Origin of the sequence: Pedomonas sp. V897, assembly GCF_051304405.1 — a bacterium.
GTDB lineage: Bacteria > Pseudomonadota > Alphaproteobacteria > Sphingomonadales > Sphingomonadaceae > Pedomonas.
Genome location: NZ_JBPPGG010000003.1, coordinates 63,244 through 83,394, shown reverse-complemented (window position 1 = coordinate 83,394; position 20,151 = coordinate 63,244). Strand labels below are relative to the sequence as shown.

19 protein-coding genes are annotated in these 20,151 nt (G+C 65.2%); 6 read left to right on the top strand and 13 right to left on the bottom strand.

Going from position 1 to position 20,151, the window contains the following annotated elements:
• Nucleotide 1 precedes the first annotated feature (1 nt).
• On the bottom strand, nucleotides 2-1,060 hold the full coding sequence (locus ACSJJU_RS09450) for an NADP-dependent oxidoreductase (protein ID WP_435915141.1): 1,059 nt from the start codon (nucleotides 1,058-1,060) through the stop codon (nucleotides 2-4).
• Complete coding sequence (locus ACSJJU_RS09445; RefSeq protein WP_435915140.1) at nucleotides 1,057-1,851, bottom strand: SDR family NAD(P)-dependent oxidoreductase; 795 nt, start codon at nucleotides 1,849-1,851, stop codon at nucleotides 1,057-1,059. The genes ACSJJU_RS09450 and ACSJJU_RS09445 overlap by 4 nt, the downstream gene beginning before the upstream one ends.
• 143 nt (nucleotides 1,852-1,994) lie before the next feature.
• Here ACSJJU_RS09445 and ACSJJU_RS09440 point away from each other — a divergent pair, with 143 nt between their 5' ends.
• The 4 genes from ACSJJU_RS09440 (at nucleotide 1,995) to ACSJJU_RS09425 (ending at nucleotide 7,106) form a co-directional block, all read left to right on the top strand.
• Nucleotides 1,995-3,230, top strand: a complete 1,236-nt coding sequence (locus ACSJJU_RS09440; RefSeq protein ID WP_435915139.1) for an aromatic ring-hydroxylating oxygenase subunit alpha — start codon at nucleotides 1,995-1,997, stop codon at nucleotides 3,228-3,230.
• Nucleotides 3,231-3,324: 94 nt separating this feature from the next.
• Nucleotides 3,325-5,601, top strand: a complete 2,277-nt coding sequence (locus ACSJJU_RS09435) for a TonB-dependent receptor (RefSeq protein ID WP_435915138.1) — start codon at nucleotides 3,325-3,327, stop codon at nucleotides 5,599-5,601.
• A 64-nt stretch (nucleotides 5,602-5,665) separates the two neighbouring features.
• Nucleotides 5,666-6,241: a VOC family protein gene (locus ACSJJU_RS09430; protein ID WP_435915137.1), complete on the top strand. Its 576-nt coding sequence runs from the start codon at nucleotides 5,666-5,668 to the stop codon at nucleotides 6,239-6,241.
• Between the two features lie 184 nt (nucleotides 6,242-6,425).
• Entirely contained in the window at nucleotides 6,426-7,106 is a 681-nt protein-coding gene (locus ACSJJU_RS09425; RefSeq protein WP_435915136.1) for a dienelactone hydrolase family protein, read from the top strand.
• On the opposite strand, the gene ACSJJU_RS09420 is transcribed toward ACSJJU_RS09425, so the two are convergent.
• From ACSJJU_RS09420 to ACSJJU_RS09405, 4 genes are all read right to left on the bottom strand, one after another.
• Complete coding sequence (locus tag ACSJJU_RS09420) at nucleotides 7,090-8,424, bottom strand: dicarboxylate/amino acid:cation symporter (RefSeq protein WP_435915135.1); 1,335 nt, start codon at nucleotides 8,422-8,424, stop codon at nucleotides 7,090-7,092. The two genes, ACSJJU_RS09425 and ACSJJU_RS09420, sit on opposite strands and share 17 nt — an antisense overlap.
• A 333-nt stretch (nucleotides 8,425-8,757) precedes the next feature.
• The gene (locus tag ACSJJU_RS09415) at nucleotides 8,758-9,528 is read right to left on the bottom strand and encodes an SDR family NAD(P)-dependent oxidoreductase (RefSeq protein WP_435915134.1); all 771 of its coding nucleotides are present in this window, start codon (nucleotides 9,526-9,528) and stop codon (nucleotides 8,758-8,760) included.
• A 68-nt stretch (nucleotides 9,529-9,596) separates the two neighbouring features.
• Nucleotides 9,597-11,834, bottom strand: a complete 2,238-nt coding sequence (locus ACSJJU_RS09410) for a TonB-dependent receptor (protein WP_435915133.1) — start codon at nucleotides 11,832-11,834, stop codon at nucleotides 9,597-9,599.
• Between the two features lie 35 nt (nucleotides 11,835-11,869).
• Nucleotides 11,870-12,334, bottom strand: a complete 465-nt coding sequence (locus ACSJJU_RS09405) for a nuclear transport factor 2 family protein (RefSeq protein ID WP_435915131.1) — start codon at nucleotides 12,332-12,334, stop codon at nucleotides 11,870-11,872.
• A 170-nt stretch (nucleotides 12,335-12,504) separates the two neighbouring features.
• On the opposite strand from ACSJJU_RS09405, the gene ACSJJU_RS09400 reads away from it, so the two are divergent.
• The gene (locus ACSJJU_RS09400) at nucleotides 12,505-13,251 is read left to right on the top strand and encodes a helix-turn-helix transcriptional regulator (RefSeq protein ID WP_435915130.1); all 747 of its coding nucleotides are present in this window, start codon (nucleotides 12,505-12,507) and stop codon (nucleotides 13,249-13,251) included.
• 64 nt (nucleotides 13,252-13,315) lie between these two features.
• On the opposite strand, the gene ACSJJU_RS09395 is transcribed toward ACSJJU_RS09400, so the two are convergent.
• Nucleotides 13,316-13,690, bottom strand: coding sequence for a winged helix-turn-helix transcriptional regulator (locus ACSJJU_RS09395; RefSeq protein ID WP_435915129.1), 375 nt, complete (start codon nucleotides 13,688-13,690; stop codon nucleotides 13,316-13,318).
• Nucleotides 13,691-13,812: 122 nt separating this feature from the next.
• Here ACSJJU_RS09395 and ACSJJU_RS09390 point away from each other — a divergent pair, with 122 nt between their 5' ends.
• A complete protein-coding gene (locus ACSJJU_RS09390; protein ID WP_435915128.1) occupies nucleotides 13,813-14,826 on the top strand; it encodes a zinc-binding alcohol dehydrogenase family protein in 1,014 nt (337 codons plus the stop codon).
• A gap of 121 nt (nucleotides 14,827-14,947) precedes the next feature.
• Here ACSJJU_RS09390 and ACSJJU_RS09385 read toward each other — a convergent pair whose 3' ends face one another.
• From ACSJJU_RS09385 to ACSJJU_RS09360, 6 genes are all read right to left on the bottom strand, one after another.
• A complete protein-coding gene (locus tag ACSJJU_RS09385) occupies nucleotides 14,948-16,708 on the bottom strand; it encodes a DUF885 domain-containing protein (protein ID WP_435915126.1) in 1,761 nt (586 codons plus the stop codon).
• A 115-nt stretch (nucleotides 16,709-16,823) separates the two neighbouring features.
• Complete coding sequence (locus ACSJJU_RS09380) at nucleotides 16,824-17,606, bottom strand: DUF4163 domain-containing protein (protein WP_435915125.1); 783 nt, start codon at nucleotides 17,604-17,606, stop codon at nucleotides 16,824-16,826.
• A 93-nt stretch (nucleotides 17,607-17,699) separates the two neighbouring features.
• Complete coding sequence (gene mnhG / locus ACSJJU_RS09375; protein ID WP_435915124.1) at nucleotides 17,700-18,080, bottom strand: monovalent cation/H(+) antiporter subunit G; 381 nt, start codon at nucleotides 18,078-18,080, stop codon at nucleotides 17,700-17,702.
• Complete coding sequence (locus ACSJJU_RS09370; protein ID WP_435915123.1) at nucleotides 18,077-18,358, bottom strand: monovalent cation/H+ antiporter complex subunit F; 282 nt, start codon at nucleotides 18,356-18,358, stop codon at nucleotides 18,077-18,079. Before ACSJJU_RS09370 ends, mnhG begins: the two co-directional genes overlap by 4 nt.
• Nucleotides 18,355-18,690, bottom strand: coding sequence for a Na+/H+ antiporter subunit E (locus ACSJJU_RS09365; protein WP_435915122.1), 336 nt, complete (start codon nucleotides 18,688-18,690; stop codon nucleotides 18,355-18,357). The genes ACSJJU_RS09370 and ACSJJU_RS09365 overlap by 4 nt, the downstream gene beginning before the upstream one ends.
• Entirely contained in the window at nucleotides 18,687-20,150 is a 1,464-nt protein-coding gene (locus ACSJJU_RS09360; RefSeq protein ID WP_435915121.1) for a proton-conducting transporter transmembrane domain-containing protein, read from the bottom strand. Before ACSJJU_RS09360 ends, ACSJJU_RS09365 begins: the two co-directional genes overlap by 4 nt.
• Between the last annotated feature and the right edge of the window lies 1 nt (nucleotide 20,151).

Below are 20,151 nucleotides of genomic sequence, written 5' to 3'. Positions count from 1 at the left end.
CTTACGCTGATTGGGCACACGGATCCTCTGCGATGCGGACGAGCTTGCGTCCGGCACTTCGTCCCTCAAACTGAGCAAGCGCCGCATCCGGCACGGAGTCAAACCCTTCCGAGATGTCGAGCGCTTCCCTGATTAAGCCATTCCTGAGCCAGTCAGCAAGCCGGCGGCGGCCCTCCGGCCAGCGCGCCACATGGTCGAAATAGAAAAAGCCGCTCATGCTGGCCCCGCGCATCGCCAGCATCAGATGGTTGGTCACAGGCGTGGGGCCATTGTAGTGGGCAGTTGCCCCGCAAATGACGATCCGCGCGCCATGCGCCAGATTGAGGAGCGCCGCATCCAGCTGCGGGCCGCCCACGTTGTCGAAAAACACATCAACACCGTTGGGCGCTTCCTGCGCGATCAGCGCCGCCAGGTCGCCCGACAGCGCATCGATGACCGCATCGAAACCGAGGCTGCGGACGAGGTCGCACTTGGCCGGTCCGCGCGCAATGCCGATGACGCGCGCGCCCGCCAGCCGCGCGATCTGACCCGCGATCGAGCCGATGGCGCCCGATGCGCCGGAGACCAGCACCGTATCGCCGGGTTTCGGCTTGCCGATATCCGTCATGCCCAGCCACGCGCACAGGCCGGTCATGCCGAGCGTCGCAAGGCCGCTCTCGAGGGGGACGCCGGCAGGCACCCGTTGCAGGGGAACACCCAGACAATCCGTGCCGTCGGAGAGGGTGTAGTCCTGCCACTCGAGAAAACCGGTGACGCCATCGCCCACCTGCCAGTCGGGGTGGTTCGATGCAACGATGCGGCCGGCAACGCCGCCGCGCATGGGCGACCCCACGGGAATGGGATCGAACTTGCCCGGAATGCCGCGCACCCAGGCGTGGTTCATCGGGTCCGGCGAGAACCACACCGCCCGGATGAGAACCTGGCCCGGGCCCGGCTCCGGCACGTCAGCCTGCCCCCGGCCGAACACATCGGCCGTGAGCTTGAGGCTGCCGCTGGAGGTGAGGCCGCCAGCATCCGGCTGGCGGGCCACGCACCACTGTCGATTGATGGCCCCGGTCATGGCAGCGTATGCATCCCGCCTTCGAGCATGAAGGTGCTGCCCGTCATGTAGTCCGACCCCGGGCTGGCGAGGAACACGGCCAGCGGCGCCGCATCCCGATCCGGGTCGCCAAGGCGGCGCATCGGAATCTTCTGTTTGAGCGCTTCCACGAAATCGGGCCGGGCGGCCTTCCAGGCGTCGAACGCGCGGGTCTCCAGCGCCGGGTTGATCACATTCACGTTGATGCCGTACTGGCCCCATTCCCGGGCCGCCGTGCGGGTGAGAGCCCGGATCGCCTCCTTGGCGGCGTTGTAGCAGGTGTTCCCCTCAAAGCCGATCTGACCGGAGCTGGAGGCAAAGTTGATGATCTTGCCGTAGTTCTGCGCCTTCATGTACGGGAACACGGCCTTCATGAACCGGAGCGTCGCGGTTGGCCCGGTGCGCAGGGTGTATTCCCATTCCTCCTCGTCCGTATCCTCGCAGGCCATGAACACGGTGGAGGCCCGCGGGTTGGCCTCGGTGCCGAACCCCTGGGCGTTGTTCACGAGAATGTGAACGGTGCCAAAGGCATCGACCGCCTGTTTGACGGTCCGGTTGATGTCGTCCAGCTTGCCGACATCGCACGGGGCGCCGATCGCCTCGCCGCCGTCCCGGCGGATGGCCTCGACGACTTCCTCCACCGTCGAGGGCGTGCGCGAGGACACCACCACCTTTGCGCCCTCCCGGCCATAGGCCTCCGCGATCGCGCGGCCGATCCCGCGCCCGGCGCCGGTCACGATGGCCACTTTTCCTTCAAGGATGCGTGTCTGCATCTTTTTTTCCTCCCCGTTTTCCCCGTGATGAGATGGGGTTTCAGGCCCACTCGCCAGCTAGAATTTGTAATAGGTTACAGTTTTCATGGCGCCACCGATACTTTCGAACGTTTCAAACGTTCCACACCTCGAGGAGCGGCCTGATGACCGATGTGTTCACCACCGTTGAACAGCGGATCGACTGGGAAAGCGCCAGGACGGAACCTCCCGAGGGTTTTCCGCCGCTGCCGGAGATTCCCGGAGGCCGGTATACGCGCGAGGACTTCTACGACCTTGAACAGGCCCACGTGTGGAAGCGGTCGTGGATCTGCGCCGGGCCGGAGGAGGGGCTCACCACCGTCGGTCAGTACCGCCTTTTCGACAAGCTCGGCGCGCCGATCCTGATCGTCCGGGGCAAGGACGGAAAGCTGCGTGCCTTTTATAATACCTGCCGGCACCGGGGCGCGCCGGTCGTGCGCGAGCGGGAAGGCCGCACCACGCTGCTGCGCTGCCAGTATCACAGCTGGACCTACGGGCTGGACGGCCATCTGATCGGCGTGCCCGACGAGCGCGATTTCGCTTGCCTCGACAAGGGGGAGCGCGGGCTTGTGGAAGTCCGCTGCGAGGTCTGGAACGGCCTCGTCTTCATCAACCAGAACCCCGATGCGGAACCCTTGCGCGAATATCTGGGGCCTCTGGTGGACGAGCTGGCCTGTGTGGACATTCAGGGCCTGCGGGTCGTCCACACCCAGTCCTACCTGATCGATTGCAACTGGAAGGCAGCGGTGGATGCCTTCCTTGAGGTCTACCACCTCAACACCATCCATCCGACCAATGCGGGCATCATGCTGAACAGCCGTGCATCCGCCATGGGGCTGATGCCGCGCGGCCATTCGCGCATGGCAACCCGCAAGAACCTGAACAAGGGCCTGAACTTCGTGGAATTCGAAGGCGCGCCGGACATTGCGTCCATGCCGGATTTCTACCGGCGCAACAACGTCGCCTACAACATCTTCCCGAACTTCGTGTCTCCGGTGGAGCCGACCGGCTTCCCGATCCTGCTGTTCTGGCCGCGCGGCCTGCGGCAGACGGAAATGGAGGCCATCTATCTTGGACCGGACTGGCAGGACGGCCCCCGTCCCGCATTCTGGGACCGTTTTCTCCCGATCTTCGATGCGGTGCTCCAGGAAGACATGATGAACCTGGCGCCCATCCAGGCATCGCTGGATTCCGGTGCCTTCACCGGCATGATGATCAATTATCAGGAGCGGCGCATCTACTGGCTTCATGAGGAAATCGACCGCTGCATCGGCGCGGACAACGTTCCGCCCGAGCTCGCGGTCAAGCAGGTGCTCTCCGATTACGTCGAGACACCCGCTGCGCAGGGGGCCGATGCATAAATGCGGCCTGGCGACGGCTCGGACACCGCTTTCAATAAACAAAAAAAGGCATCCGGCACGAATCGGAGCCAAATTCACATGGGAGGAAATGCCAATGAGGTTGAAGGTGTTGTCGTGTGGCCTTGTCGGCCACGCGTGCATGGCCGCGTGGCCACTTGCCGTCCTCGCGCAACAGCCCGCTCCGACGGACTCCGCGCCCACCGTCAGTGAACTGACCGCCAATGAAATCATCGTCACGGCGCGCCGGCGCGATGAGACGCTGCAAACAACGCCGGTCGCCGTGACGGCCTTGCAGCCGAGCATGCTGGAAGCCAAGGCGACGATGAACATCGGCGACCTGCAAGGCGCGGCACCCAACGTTCTCATCACCCAGCAGCCGACCGGCGCCTCGACCGCCAACATCGCCATCCGCGGCATCGCCTTCGCCGACGTGGAAAAGAGCTTCGACCCGGCCGTCGGCGTGAACGTGGACGGCGTCTATATCGGCACCTCGACGGGCCAGTTCCTCGACTTCTTCGACATTGAATCGATCGAAATTCTCCGCGGTCCGCAGGGCACGCTGTTCGGCCGCAACACCATCGCCGGCGTGATCAACATCCGCAGAACCCGTCCGACCGGAGAGTGGGGCGCCAAGCTCGAGGCCAGCTATGGCTCCTATGACACCATCGGCCTGCGCGGCGTGCTGAACATTCCGCTGGTCGAGGACGTTCTGGCGGTGAAGCTGTTCGAGTTCCACCAGCAAACCGACGGCTACATGCGCGACGCCTTCACCCGCGAACGGCTCGGCCGGAACAACAGCGAAAACTTCGGCGCAACCTTCCTGCTGACGCCGACGGACAACTTCGAGGCGATCCTGACCCTCGAAGAACAGGATCAGCGCTTTGACTCCTACTTCGGCTCCCTGATGCAGACGGGCGACGTGTTCTGCAGCTTCGTGCCGGCCGAAGCCTGCAATCGCAACAAGACCGACGACATCTACGAGGTGTTCCGCGCAATCGACTCCCGCGGCAAATACCGCGCCAAGGCGGCGACGCTGGAAATGAGCCTGGATACGGACCCGCTCCGGTTCGACTCCGTCTCCTCCTATCGCGAGAGCAAGGAACGTCAGATCTTCGATCTGGGCGAGCCCGGCCTCTACATTGCGGACCGCGACCAGAAATACCACCAGTTCAGCCAGGAATTCCGCGCCAGCGGCCAGTTGACGGACACGTTCGACTTTGTCTCCGGTCTCTACTATTTCGTCAGCAAATACCGGCTGTATCAGGAGACCACGGTCTTCGGCGCCTTCGCGGGTGCACAGGATACGCGCGGCAAATCAGAGTCCTACGCGGCGTTCCTCGACATGAACTGGGAGTTCGCCCCGCAGCTGCGCCTCTCCGGCGGTGGCCGCTTCACCCACGACAAGAAGGCCTATCGCAACCCGTTCCTCTATTCCGGTGCGGCCAAGGAATCCTGGAGCAAGTTCACGCCGAAGGTCACCCTCGACTACCGACCGAACGACGACATGATGGTCTACGGCACCTGGTCGCGGGGCTATCGATCGGGCGGCTTCAATGGTCGCGGCCTGACCGTCTATTCGGCCAGCACGCCCTATGATCCCGAGACGGTGGACAGCTACGAGCTGGGCCTCAAGAGCACCTTCCTCGACCGGGCCGTGTCGCTGAACATCGCCGGCTTCTATACCGACTACAAGGACATCCAGCAGTCCTCCACCATCACCCTTGCGGGCGGGCAGGGCAACGAGACCATCGTCACCAACGCGGCGGGCGCCAAGATCAAGGGCATCGAGGCGGACCTGACCGTCCAGCCGATCGATGACCTCACCTTCCGGGCTTCCGTTGGCTATACGGACGCCAGCTTCCGCGGCTTCCTGGTCGAGCAGCCGGTCACGCTCGCCGATGCCAGCATCATCACGCGGGTATTCGACTTCTCGAAGGTCAATCCCATCTTTGCGCCCAAGTGGACCCTCTCGCTGAACGGCGAATATGTGGTGCGTCTGGAAGGCGAGACGACGCTGACCTTCACCGCCGGTTACCGCTATCTCTCGCCCTACGATCAGCAGATCGCGCCGGACCCGTCGCTCTATCCAGGGCTGCTGGCCGATCCGAACGGCACCAGCGTGGTTCCGGTGCCGCGCAACGATCCGCGCGTCCGCTCCGACCCGCAGAACCTGCTCGATCTCAGCGTGTCGCTGGCCTTCCCCGTGGGCAACGGCAAGAGTCGGGGACGCCTGACCGGCTTCGTGCGGAACGTTCTGGACGACCGTGGTCCCAGCTTCGCCTTCACCGTGGCGACCTTCCCGCCGCTGTGGGCCTATGCAACGCCGCGCGAACCCCGCGTGTTCGGTGTGCAGCTGGGCTTTGAGTACTGATTGAGGAAAGGCAGCCAACCCCTTGTCCTGCCAGCAGGCAGGCAAGACCAGAAGGACATGTTGCATGATTCAGAAACGTACACTGTTCCAGCAGGCCTATTTTGTCTCCAGCATCGATGAGGCTGCGCGGCAATGGGCAAAGGCCTTCGGGGCAGGGCCGTTCTTCATGGTCCGGCATCACAAGACGGACGAGTTCTCCTATCGCGGACGGCACATCGAGGCGGATGTCTCCTATGCCTTTGGCTACCTCGGGGACACGATGATCCAGTTCATCGAGCAGCACGACGACAAGCCGTCCATCTACCGCGACATGTATGCGGCAGGGGAGGAGGGCTTCCACCACATCGCCTATCTGGTCTCGGACTTCGCCGCCGAGCGCCAGCGCTGGCTCGACATGGGGTTCGAACTGGCAACCGAACTCTATGCGGATGAGGTGAATGCCGCCTATTTCGACACCCGCTCCCTCAACGGCGGGTTTACCGAAATCCATGGCGACCCGCCCCATATCATGGGGTTGTTCGCGGTCTGGAAGCGGGCGCATGAAGCCTGGGACGGCACAACCAGTCCCACCATCGAGATCGAGGATATCAGGACCTACAGCCGCGCGCCGTTGCTGCCGCTGCTCACGTCCGTCACCTGATCGGGCGCTGAGGAGACAACGGGCCTCCGGCCGCCTGGCCAGAACCACGGCTGGCTCAGACCATGGCGGCCGGAACCCGCGCGGCAATTGCCGGTTCGACAGGCGGGAGAGTGGTGCCGTGCGTCCTCAAGGGAGGCGCGCGGCACACGCCTTTCCGGGACCCAGCGCCATGCGAGGCGATAGAATGTCGAGACCGGTTGCGAACGGCTCCGAGGCCGTCACCATCGCGCCATTGGATGCGCCATTCGAACTGAAGGGCCTCCTCGGCGTGCCCGAGGGCGCCCGGGGGCTCGTCATCTTCGCCCATGGAAGTGGGAGCGGGCGGCACAGCCCGCGCAACACGCACGTCGCCGAAGGCCTGAGACGGGAAGGACTGGCGACGCTCCTCATCGACCTGTTGACGGTCGATGAGGAGAAAGTGCGCGCCAACGTGTTCGATATCGCCCTGCTGTCATCGCGCCTGATCGCGGCGGCCCGCTGGGCAGGGCAGCACCCGGACACGCGGGGACTGACGCTCGGGTATTTCGGCGCCAGCACGGGGGCAGGGGCGGCGCTGCTGGCGGCTGCGTCGCCGGATCCGCCCGTCGCGGCGGTTGTCTCGCGGGGCGGGCGTCCCGATCTCGCCGGCGCGGACGCGCTGGAGCGCGTGCGGGCGCCCACCTTGCTAATCGTCGGCGGCCGGGACGAACCGGTCATCGAACTGAACCGGGCCGCCATGAAACACATGCGCGGCGCGGTGGACCTGGTGATCGTGCCGGGGGCGGGGCATCTGTTCGAGGAACCGGGTACGCTGGACCGGGTCATCGACCTTGCTGCCGCGTGGTTTCGCCAGCACTTCGAAGGAGCGGCTAGAGCACCTCGTTGACTTCGAGGGCAGGGGCGCCATCGTCCTCAAGGAGGCCCGCCCGCCGGGCGACGATCGTCGGCACGAGCGCCTGGCCTGCCACGTTGACCGCCGTCCGTCCCATGTCGAGAATGGGATCGATGGCGAGCAGCAGCCCCGCGCCCTCCAGCGGCAAGCCGAGTGTCGAGAGGGTAAGGGTCAGCATGACGACAGCGCCCGTCAGACCCGCCGTGGCGGCCGAGCCCAGCACCGAGACCAGAGCGATCAGCACAAGATCTCCAAGGCCCAGCGGAATCCCGTAATACTGGGCGACGAACAGCGCCGCGATTGCCGGGTAGATTGCCGCGCAGCCGTCCATCTTGGTTGTCGAGCCGAGCGGGACGGCAAAGGCCGCATAGGAGCGCGGGACGCCCAGGCGCTCGACGACGGTTTCCGTCACGGGCAGAGTGCCGACGGACGAGCGCGAGACGAAGCCGAGCTGGATCGCGGGCCAGCTGATGCGGAAGAAGCGAAGCGGGCTGAGGCCATTGATCGCCAGCAGCGCCGGATAGACCACGAGCAGAACCAGCAGCAGCCCGATGTAGACGGCGGCCGCGAACCAGCCCAGCGCCGCCAGGGACTCCCAGCCATAGCGCGCCACGGCGTCACCAATGAGGCCGGCGGTGCCGATCGGCGCCAGACGGATGACCCACCGCAGGATGCGCCGGGTAATGGCCAGAAACGAGGCGTTGAAGCGCAGGAACGGCTCGGCGGCCTCGCCGACACGCACGGCGGCTGCCCCCACCGTGATGGCGAGCACGATGATCTGGAGCACGTTGAAGGAGAGGGAGGTCGAGAGGGTCTCGCCCGCCTGTTTGGTCGCGGCAGAGAGCCCGAGGAAATTGGCGGGGATCAGGCCCTTGAGGAAGTCCAGCCAGCTGCCGACCGTGCCGGGCGCGGCGGCGGCGCTGGCGGCAACGGTCGTCCGCGCGCCGGGTTCGAGCAGAAGACCCAGCGCCAGGCCGATCGTCACCGCAATCATGGAGGTGATGGCGAACCAGGCAAGGGTGCGCCAGGCCAGCCGCGCCGCATCCGCCACCTCGCGCAATGCGGCGATGCTGGCGACGATCGCCCCGAACACAAGCGGGCCAACCAGCACCTTGAGCAGCTGGATATAGATGGCGCCGATGGTCTCCAGTGTGCGTGCCAGCCCCTGGACGGCTCCGCTCTCGGCCCCCGCAGCCCGGACCAGCAACCCAAGGCCCAGGCCCGTCGCCATGCCAATGGCAACCTGAACGCCGAACGACGGCCAATGGCGCTTCCGCAGGCTGCCGGCCTGCGTCCGGATCTGCTCACTCATATCCCAATTGCCCTGCCGGCCACTGTTTTCGAGGCGCACGGCAAGCGCCCGGACGGGGCGCATCGTCCACCCGGCGGCAAGAGCCGTGCCTGGCCGTCTGGCATATCCGGAGTGGTTTCGTACCTGCCATGCCGCCTGAGATTTAATGTGTCGACAGGGCGCAATAAAATTAGTTTTCCTTTGGGGTCGGAAAGAAATGTTAAGCTTTGCAATAGCGACTTAATGCAGTAGTGCCTTAAAACGTGTAATGCTGATTATGTAAAATACGGTCTTTCCCAATCTTCGGAGGCAGAGGCCGGAGACCGTTGCCTCCGACCCCTGCCGCACCGAAGCTTACCGGAACTTCTCGATTCCGCCCAGATAGACCCCGGCTGTCCAGGCCCCGTCAACGGCGAGTTCCGCACCCGAAATGTAGGAAGCGGCGTCACTTGCCAGAAACAGCGACGCGTAGGCAACTTCCTCGGGACGGCCGACACGGCCCATGGGGATGTTGAAATCCCGGGCGATGTCCGACGTATCGCCGCCGGAGGGATTGAGCATGGGCGTATCAATCGCGCCCGGGTGCACCGAATTGACCCGGATGCCCTTGTCCGCGAACTCCAGTGCCGCCGACTTGGTGAAGCCGCGCATCGCCCATTTGGTGGCATCATAGGCGGAGGTGCCGCCGGTGCCGCGCAAACCGCTGACCGACGAGATGTTGACGATCGCGCCGCCACCGCGCCGGATCATCGCAGGGATCACCGCCTGCATGCCCTTGTAGGCGCCAAGCGCGTTGATCGCCATCAGCCGCTCGATATGGTCCGGCGCCACGTCGAGAAACGGCGTGGCATCGGTCACCGCCGCGTTGTTCACCAGAATATCCAGTCCGCCGTGACGCGCTTCCACATCGCTGACAACAGCGGCCCAGCCAGCGGAATCGCTCACATCGAGCCGGCGGAATTCAGCGGCAGCGCCAATTGCGGCGGCCGTCGCGCGCCCCTCCTCCTCCAGCACATCGCACAACACGACCCGCGCACCGGCCTCGGCGAAGAGCCGCGCCGTTGCGGCACCCTGGCCCCGCGCGGCACCGGTTATGATTGCAACATTGCCATCCAGTCTGATCACAAGCGCCCTCCTTCCAGAGCATCGCCCGGCGTCACCACCGTCAAAAGCGGTGACGCCGGAACGCGACATCAGAACTCGTAGCGACCACGCAGGCCGATCTGACGCGGCGGCGCGTACACCACGGCGTCTGCGTTGGCGGCGAGAACGGTGCCGCCGATGTACTGCACGTCGGTCAGGTTCTTGCCGTAGACCTCGAAGCGCAGCGGTCCGCCGGCAGGCCGGTAGCCGATCGAGGCGTTCAGCAGGACATACTCCTTCGTCTGCACGCGACGCAGAAGATCCCAGTCCAGCTTGGAGGAGTAGTAGGCGTTGAGGTTGACGTCCGCCTCCCCGCCGCCGATGGTCCCTGCCCAGTGCAGCGCCACGGTGCCCGTAAACTTCGGTGCCTTGAGCATCCGGGAGTCGGAGGCGTCGATGACGATCTGCGGCATGCCGAAGGCCGAATTCGGGAGCGCAAACGCCGTCGCGCCCACGAAATCCTTGAACTTGGCGTGCGGCAGCCACGAGCCGGAAACCGACAGGTCGAGGCCCCCACCCAGCACCACGTTGCCATCGAACTCGAGGCCGTAGAGCTTCGCGTTGGCGGCATTGGCCAGAATGGTCCGCTGGCCATTGAAGAACTGCTGTTGCAGGTTCTTGTAGTCGTAGTGGAAGGCCGAGAGATTGAAGCGCAGGCCCGACTTCGCGAATTTGAGACCGGCTTCGATCGAGGACAGGTTCTCGGGATCGGCAACGTCGTCGGTCAGAGCGGTTGCGTCAAGCACGCCGCTCTTGAAGCCCTTCGAATAGGTCGCATAAAGGTTGATTTCGGGCGTCGCCTCGAACAGGACGCTGAAGCGCGGCGTCCAGGAAGTCCAGCTGGGAACCCCGGTCGTCGGGTAGCGGAACAGGTCACCGGTCGGCGCGAAGCGGCCCATGCCTTCCTTTTCTTCCCAGCTGTAGCGCACGCCGCCGATCAGCTTCAGGCGGTCCGTGACCTGAAGGTTGGCCTCGCCAAAGGCGGCGAGCGCCTGGGTGCGGATGCGCCCTTCGATATAAACCGGGCTGAAGACCGAGCGGTCAATCGAGCCATCCGGCCGCAGGGGCGGGTTGATGTTCGAGATCTGGAAGGCGCGGTCGTGATACAGGAACAGACCGGTCGTGAAGCTGACAGGGCCGAACGGCTCTGACGCAAAGATCATTTCATGCTGCCAGGTCCGGCTCGGGTAGCCCAGATCGTAGAGAATGCACCCGAAGGCCGCGAGGCAGGAGGGCGAATAGGCCGCCTCGACGTCAGCCGTGGTGCGGGCGTTGGTGCGGGTGTAACCGGTTGTCGTGCTGAGCGTACCGGCGCCTTCGATCTCGAACTCGGTGCGCAGCGAGAGCATCAGGTGGCTGTCGCGCGCGGGCGACACGCCATGGGCAAGTTCGCTCGCCACGTCATAGGGGCCGTTCGGCACGATCGCATCGGGGTAGAACCGGGCGGAGCTGTTGCCGTTGAGCGGCGTGGTCGCCGCAGCGGCATCATCCCTGCGCTTGCCGTAGGAGGCGGTGAAGATCAGCCGGGTCACGGACGACGGTTGCCAGAGCACCTTGCCGCGCAGATCCCACTTGTTGATCCGGCCGGTCCCCTCGCCCGTCACCAGATTGTTGAGATAGCCGTCAACGTGTTCGTAGAAGCCGGACACACTCACCGCCAGCGTGTCGCTGAGCGGCGTCGTCAGGAAGCCGCGCACGCCAAAGGCATTGGAGTCATTGGCTTCCTTGCTGATGTAGCGGGCGCCGGTGGCTTCAACGTAACCGGAGGTCTTGAATTCCGGGTCGCGCGTGTGAATGACGACCGCGCCCGCCGTTGCGTTGCGGCCGAACAGGGTTCCCTGCGGGCCCTTCAGCACTTCGACGCGCTCGATATCCGGCAGGTCAAAAAGATTGCCGAGCTGGTTGGACTGGTAGAGACCATCCACATAGATCGCCACCGGCGAGTCCGCACCGGCCTGGCTGACGGTGGTCTGCACGCCGCGGATCGTCGGCTGGGCAAAGGTGCCGTTGGTGGTGAAGTTCAGACCGGGGACGGCAACGCCAAGCTCGCGCAGGTTGCTGACGCCCGCGTTCAGCAGCATCTCCGCATTCTGGGCGCTGATCGTCAGCGGCACATCACGCAGACGCTCGCTGCGGCGCTGGGCCGTCACGACGATATCGCCGATCATCTCCACCTGCGCGCCCTGGTCCTGCCCGGACGCGCTGCCGGTTTGAGCCAGAGCGGCATTGGGCACAGCCAATGCGCTGACCAGCAGAAACGCCTTGAACGAAATTGGGGACGCAAACACCGAATTTTCCAGATTTTTATTGTTGAGGCGCAGCACTACATCATCTCCCGAACTGGCCAAAAGGCATCTAATGCGACGCTTGCGAAGCGCCATTTTCCGTCTTCTTCGAGGACGTATTGGTCGCGGTATCGTCCAATGAGCAAAAGGGGGTTGCCGTGTCCGCCAATGGTCTGAAGTTGCGAGCCCTCGAACTGGCGGGTGAGCCAGTCGAGCAGATAACACTGGCCGCTGGCTTTGGTCGGACTCTCGAAGGTCACACTGTGGTTGGCGACCAGATGGATGGCATCGAACGGCGCCCGGCTCTCGTCCGCCCAGCGCTTCATGTAGGCCACAATGGCCTCGCGCCCCCGGACCGAGCCGCCGAAGGCAGCCGGATAGCTGCACACGGCATCCTCGCAGAACAGGTCCGCCAGGGCGTCAAAATCCCAACTGTCGTAGCAGGCAGAGTAGTCAAGTCTCAGTTGACGAATTCGCTCGCGAGCGATCAACTCGTCCAGCATCGTGGCCCCCATTTCTGTTCTTTTGTTGAGCTAACCACGACGCCGCGGATCAACTATCCCTCAAATTGGGGAGAAGGATAATGAACGCAGGTGGCGAAACCGCCTCTCGCTCTCGTCCGGCCATGCCCGGCCCAGTGGCTGAGGCAGTGATCTGGCAAAGCGTCGACCGGATGAGCAAGGTCGATGGCCTGGACGACGCGTTGCAGCTCTTGATGGAGGCGGGCGCCAGCGCCGGTTTCGGTCGGCCGGCGTTTGCCGAGGACGTGGCGGATAACCGCTGCGCGACCGGTGGCGATGGCCGCCGCCTGCTGGAGCACGTCGGCTGGCCGGCCGGGCTGATGGATCAGCTGGCGGATCTGCCCTTCACCCATCGCCACCCCATGTACACGATCTGCCAGAGCCGCGATGGCCCCTTCGCGATCGATGAAAGGGATAGCTGGCGAATCTGGACGCGCCTTGCGAGCGAGCAAAGATTGTTGCGGGAAGCAATGCTGGAGATGCACGTCGAAGCCTTCGCGTGCATCCCGCTTCATCGCTCCCGGGGGCGCGTGGCGGCCCTCGTCTGGGCGGCGGACAATTCAGAGAAATGCTCCGAGAGCATCAAGCGTTACGGGCCGGCCCTGCAAGCGCTGGCCAACCAGTTCATTGACCGGCTGGACCGTGTCAACTCAACCAAGAACCCCGAGCCCATGCCGCTGCTGACCACCCGCCAGATCGATTGCCTGTACCATGCCGCACAAGGCGCAACCGCCGAGGAAACCGCAACGTCGCTGGGCCTTTCCCCCTATACCGTGCGCCAGTACCTGAAGGAGGCGTGCGACCGGCTGGGCGCGCGGAACGTCTCGCACGCGGTGGCCATTGCGTGCTGCAACGGAACGATTTCCGAAATCGGGCCGAGGGCCAGGCATCAGGGGTAAGGCCTTTTTTTCAAGGCCCCTCCCCGCCCGCGTTTTGGCGCGCTGAACCGGACGCGCGATTCCGTCAGGCCGCCTCGCGGGGATCATACCCCACCGGCTTGCCATAAAGCCCGATATGGGCGTCTCCCCACTCCTTGAGGGCCCGCAGGATCGGCTCCATCGTGCGGCCCAGGTCGGAGAGGGAATATTCCACCCTCGGCGGCACCTCGGCATAGACCGTGCGGATGATCAGCCCGTCCGCCTCCATCTCGCGCAGCTGGTTCGTCAGCATCCGGGGCGTGCAGTTCTTCACGTGCCGGCGGATCTCGTTGAACCGCAGCGTGCCGGACAGCAGATGCCACAGGATGATCGACTTCCACTTGCCCTCGATCAGTCCGATCGCCGCCTCGACCGAGCATCCAGGCGTGCAATCAAATCGGGAATGATGGGGTTTGGCCATGACAGTATCCTTTTTGATACTAAGTACATATCTTGATACTATATGCGTTCTTTGTGCGTATTGCGCCTGACTGAATGTAGTCGCAAATCTGCTCCACCACAACCACGATACGGAGCACGATCATGAAAGCCATCGGCTACAAGGTTCCCGGACCCATCGGGCGCCCCGACTCCCTGCAGGACATCGATCTGCCGCGCCCCAGCGCCACGGGTCATGACCTGCTCGTTGAGGTCGCCGCGATTTCCGTGAACCCCGTCGACACCAAGGTCCGCAAGGCCGCCGCGCCCGAAGGGGACGGATGGAAAGTGCTCGGCTGGGATGCTGTCGGCCGCGTTGTCGAGGTCGGCCCGGCGGCCGAGGGCTTTGCGGTGGGCGACGAGGTTTTCTATGCGGGCTCGATCACCCGTCCTGGCGCCAACAGCCAGTACCATCTGGTTGATGCCCGGATCGTCGGGCACAAGCCGAAATCCCTGTCGAACGCGGAGGCCGCAGCCCTGCCGCTGACCGCCATCACCGCATGGGAGATGCTGTTCGACCGGCTCGACATCCGCCGCCCGGTGCCGGGCGCGGCAAACGCGGTGCTGATCATTGGCGGCGCGGGCGGCGTGGGCTCCATCACCATCCAGCTTGTCCGGGCCCTCACCGACCTGACGGTGATCGCCACGGCGTCGCGTCCGGAAACGCAGGAGTGGGTCCGCGAACTCGGCGCGCATCATGTGATCGACCATAACCGCGATCTGGCCGCGCAAATCGAAGCGCTTGGCATCGGCGCCCCGGCGTTCGTGTTCTCGACCACCAACACCGACCGCCACATCGCGGCGATTCAGGCCCTGATCGCGCCGCAGGGTCGTTTCGGTCTGATCGATGATCCCGAGACGCTGGACGTGCTGGGCTTCAAGCGCAAGTCGGTCTCGATCCACTGGGAGTTGATGTTCACCCGCGCGATTTTTGAGACGGCCGACATCGCCGAGCAGGGCAAGCTGCTGAACGAGGTCTCACGGCTGGTGGATGCGGGCAAGATCCGCACCACGCTGACCAAGGTGCTCTCCCCGATCAATGCCGCGAATCTCAAGGAGGCGCATGCCCTGATCGAAACCGGCAAGGCGCGCGGCAAGATCGTGCTCGAAGGGTTCTAAGAGCCCCCCCGTGGCGCCGTAGCGCAGGTCGCGCGGCGCCGCCCGAGCGGGCCTGGGGAGTTCCCCTCCCCCCACTCCCCAGGCCCAAATCGGCGTGCTCAGGAAAGCGCGCCTCCCGCGCCTATCGGGAAACCCTCCCGGCTTTTCCCTGTTTTTGCTGAATCCACGTGTCCACGCGCCGCTCGACCACCGAGAGCGGCATCGGGCCGTCTACCAGCAGCAGGTCGTGGAACTCCCGGATATCGAAATCCTGCCCGAGCGCGGCCTCGGCGCGCTTGCGAAGTTCGACGATCTTGATCTCGCCCACCTTGTAGGCGAGCGCCTGGCCCGGCCAGGAAATGTAACGCTGCGTCTCGCCCCGGACGACGCGTTCCGGCAACGCCGTATTGTCGCGCAGGCAGCTTTCCGCCTGCTCCGCCGTCCAGCCCTTCCAGTGCAATCCCACATCCATCACCAGACGGCAGGCGCGCCACATCTCGAAGGAGAGCTGGCCGAAGCGCTCATAGGGCGTGCGGTAGAGACCCATCTCCCCGCCGAGCCGCTCCGCATAGAGCGCCCATCCCTCGACAAACGCGGTGATGTCGTCACGGCGCCGGAATTCCGGCAGGTCCAGCCGCTCCTGCCCAAGCGCGATCTGGAGATGATGCCCGGGCACGCCCTCATGGATCATCCAGGCCGGCAGGCTGAACAGCGGCCCCTGGTAGGAATTGCGGCTGACCACGACCGCGCCGGAAATGCCCGCAACCGGATCGCCGAGGTTGTAGCCTCCCGAAGACGCTTCCATCTCCGGCGGCTTGACGCGAATGCCCCACGGCAGGCGCGGCAGGGTTCGGAACCACTGGGGCAGCAGGTAATCGACGCGTTTGCCGATCTCGCTTGCCTTCTCGAGATAGGTCTGCAGATCCGGCACATAGAATTCAGGCGCCGTCCGAAGATATTCGAGGAAAGACTTGAGATCGCCTTGGAACCCGGTCTCCCGCATCGCCGCTTCCATCTCCGTGCGGATGCGGGCGATCTCCGCCTCACCCAGGGCGAACACCTCATCGGGCGTCAGCGTGGTTGTGGTGGAGCGGCGGACGGCAAAGGCATAATAGGCCTTGCCATCCGGCAGGGTGGAGGCGCCAAGCGCAGGCCGCGCCTTGGGCAGATATTCCTTCTCGACGAAGGTCACGAGCGCGCGCTGCGCCGGTTTGACCGCATCCCGCACGGCGGCATGCGCTTCGGCCGAAAGCGCCTCGCGCACCGGTGCCGGGATCGTCGCCGGCATGGCCGCGAGCGGCTTCAGGAGCGGGCTTTCCGCCACCGGCTGCTCCGCCGCGATGCGCACGATCTGGAGCACGGACTCAACCGTGGGGCGCGGTTGGGTGAAACCGGTCTTGATGCCCCGCCGCATGTTGGCGATCTGGGCGTCATAGTAGGCAGGCAGCGCCTTGAGGCGCGCGATCCAGGCCCGCGCGTCCGCTTCGTTGCGGATCACCGTGGTCTGGGCGGCATAGTTGGCCGTGTTGAAAAAGCCGTCGCCATTGTTGAAGGGAATGCGCGCCTCATCGAACCGCGCCTCCTCGATGAGGAGGGCGAGCTGATCGTCGAGCAGTTCCCTTGTCAGGCGGTCCTGTTCATTGAGCGCATCGGCCGGCAGCGCGGCCAGACGCTCCCGCAGCGCGCCATAGGCCTTGACCCGCCGCTCGGCCGCCGCGGCGCTGACGTCCGGCCAGGCGGTGTTCCCGCCTCCCGATCCCGACAGCGCCTCGTATTCGCTGACAACGGCATGGAGATCACCGGCGGGCTCCGCCGCCAGTGCCGGCGCGCCGGAAAACGCAGTAGCCGATACGAGAAGGGCCAGACAAAGACGCCGTACCCCCTGCCCCGCAGCCTTGCCCATATCGACGTCTCCCCCTGTGCCGTTGCCCCTGCCGGAAGCGCTGACGCGCTGTCCATTGCCTATTTCGTATACGATATTCGGAAGCAGGACAAGCAAGAGCGGGCCGGGGGAGGCCTCATTGGCCCGCCGCCACCTCCTGCGCATATTCGGGGCGCACGAGGCCGACCAGTGCGGGCATCAGCGGCAGGGCGATCTCGTAGGTGCCCTCCGCATAGGGGCCGGCCGTGTAGGGACCGATCAGCACGTGCAGGGCCGTGAACGCCCCGTCCCTGACCGCGCCGGGGATGAGCACCTGTTCGGCAAGCGCGGGGCAACCGTTCATCCAGTCGTCCGGCCCGGAGGGGGGCGGCACCGCTTCGCCCCGCCGCTCGGCGCGCTCGGCGTTCAACGCCGGGCAGAAGGCCTGCTCCAGCAGCGCCGTCGCCTGCGGCTTGTCCGCGAACAGGTCGAGGGCCTCGATGGCGCGATTGTTCGCCTTGTCCCAGAGAATGGCCTGGAAGCCCGACAAGCCATGCGCGCCGCCGGTGAATTCATAGAACTCGCCCCGGAACGCGAGCAGGCGCTTGCCCTCGCCTTCCACCTTCCAGGACTTGGTCAGTTCGTGCGGATGGAACGGAAAGCCGGCCTCCGCCCTGCCCTCCTGATCGTGCTGCGCCGCCGTCAGCGCTTCATGCTTCAGGGCCTCCGCATCCGCCTGGAGTTGCGCATGGAGGGCAGGAATGGCAACGGCTTCGGCGGGCCAGGAATAATGATAATTGAGGGCACCGCCCTCCTCGTCCAGCACCACCGCCCCGGCCTGCGCCGCAGTCTCGTCCGTGCCCCGAGCCTCCTCTTGCGGGCCCGAGGGGGCACAGGCCTGAAGCAGGAGCAGGGCGAGAAACGGGGCTTTACGGATCATTGTCTGGCATCCTGAAGTCATGAGGCCGTGCCTCCAAGGTCGCGGAATCCTGCCAGCCCGGCCGCGCAGGCACAAGCGCCAGGATTGGGCCCGTCAATCCGGGCGCGGCGTCTCCGTGGTTTTCACGCGCTCTTCCAGAGGCAGATCCTGCCGCCGGAGGATGGACGCAAGCGGGTCTCCCCGCGTGAGGCCGGTCAGCCGCGCGCCCGACTTGTAGGCCGCCCGCGCCAGCAGCTGCGACGCCACCGGCAGGGTGAGCAGCAGAAACAGAATGGTGAGGCCGACGCTGGCCAAGCGGATGGACGGCAGCAGCAGGGCCGCCCCGATAACCGTGAGCGATGCGCCAAGCGTCCCCGCCTTGGTGGATGCATGCATCCGCTGGAACGCATCGGGCAGGCGGGCGACCCCCAACCCTGCCAACGTGATGAAGGCAAGGCCGGCGAGGAGGCACAGAATGCCGATGGCAGCGATCATCGCCCGTCCCCTTTGCGCTCCAGAAAGGCGGACACGGCCACGGTTGCCACAAAATTGATGAGGGCAACGCCCAGGCCGATGTCGAGGAACACCCCGCGTCCCGTTGCCAGCGACACGGCGGCCGACAGGGCAACGACCACCGCCGTCAGCATATCGAGCGCCACGAACCGGTCGGCAATGCCCGGCCCCTTGATCATGCGCCATGCCGCCAGCGCCAGCGGCACCATGAGCGCCACGCCCAGGATGGCTCCGATGAGGGAAAGGTCGAGGCCGTTCATGGCTCCAGCTCCAGCACCCAGCGCTCGTAATACTGCTTGAACCGCGCGACCACCGCCTCGTCGGAGGGCGCGTTCAACATGTGGATGTAAATCCGGCTGTGGTCTTCCGTCACATGGATGGCGGTGGACCCCGGCGTCAGCGAGATAAAATAGGCCATGAGCGCCGCACCCCATTCGGTGCGGGCCTCCAGCGGATAAACGACAATCGCCGTTGACGGGTGCAGGCTCGGGTTCACGACAAACCGGGCCACGGCCAGCGAGGACGACACAAGATCGTAGAGGAACGTGGCGAACAACACCGTGACGGCGCGCAGGCGACGCAGAAGCTTCATCGGGTGCCTCCCATCGCCAGCGCGTAGGCGGCATAGCCCGCCACCTCCCACAGGAAACCGGGGAACAGGCCGATGAGAACCGTCGCGCCCGACAGGGTGGCGATGGCCCAGAACATGGCCGTCGGCACCGGCCGGGCAATGCGTCCTGCCGCGCGGGACTTCCAGAAGCCGTTGGCCCAGACGCTGCCCATGGAGACGATGGTGAGCAGCCCGGCCAGCAACGCGGCGAGCGGCAGCCCGATCATGCCCTCCTCGAAGCCCGCGCGGATGACGATGAACTTGGCCCAGAAGCCGGAGAAAGGCGGAATGCCGGCGAGCGAGAGCATGGGCACGGCCACCATCCCCGCGAGCAGCGGCTGGGAGCGGGCAATGCCCCCCGCGGTGCGCAGGTCAAAACTGCCATCGGCCCGGGCAATGGCACCCGCCGCGAAGAACAGGTTGGTCTGCACGATGATCGAGTGAACCATGTAAAAAATCGCCGCCTGCAAGCCCGCCATGGTGGCGATCGAGAGCCCCATCGCCATGTAGCCCACCTGCGCGATGATGTGGAAAGCGAACAGCCGCCGCAGGTCCTGCTGCGCCAGCGCGCTGACCGCAAAGACCAGCATGGTGAGCGCCGCGACGATGCCGAGCACCGGCGGAAAGCCGGGAAGCAGTTCCACACCGAACAGCGTGACCATCACGCGCAGGCAGGCATAGAGTCCGGCCTTGGTAAGCAGCCCGGCGAACACCGCCGACGCGGTGAGCGGCGCGGTGTGATAGGACGCCGGCAACCAGAAGTGCAGTGGGAACAGCCCCGCCTTCAGCGCGAAGCCCGCCAGCAGGAGCGCGCCGCCGGTGGCAAGGGAGAGCGTCAGCTCCCGCTCCGCCAGCGTGTGGCGCAGGTCATGGAGTTCCAGCGTGCCCGCCTCGGCAACAACGAAGGCAATGCCGGTGAGGATGAAGGTGGCACCCAACATGCTGAGCACGGCATAGCGCACCGCGCCGTCGATCTGCGCCTTGCGCCGGTCGAGCGTGATGAGGCCGAGGGCGCACACCAGCATCAGCTCGAACCAGACATAGAGGTTGAACAGATCACCGGTGAGAAACGCGCCATTGACCGCGGCCAGCAGCGCAAGAAACAGGGAGTCGAACCCGGCCCGCCGGCGCCGCGCGGCCACATCGGCGCGGGCGTAGATCATGCCCGCGATGCCGATGAGACCCGTGACCAGCGACAGCGTGCCGCCCAGCGCATCGGCGCGGAAGCTGATGGCGATGGGGCGCACCCAGCCGCCAAAGGCCATGATGAGCTCATAGCCGCCGCGCACTCTGAGGAACAGGAGCAGCGAGGCGAGCGCCATGACGATCACGCTGATTTCCATGACCGTGCGCTGCGCCAGCGGGCGATTCCGCAGGATGGCGGCAAGCCCTGCCCCGAGCAGCGGCGCGATCACCGGGAAGATGAGGACAAGCCCGTACACG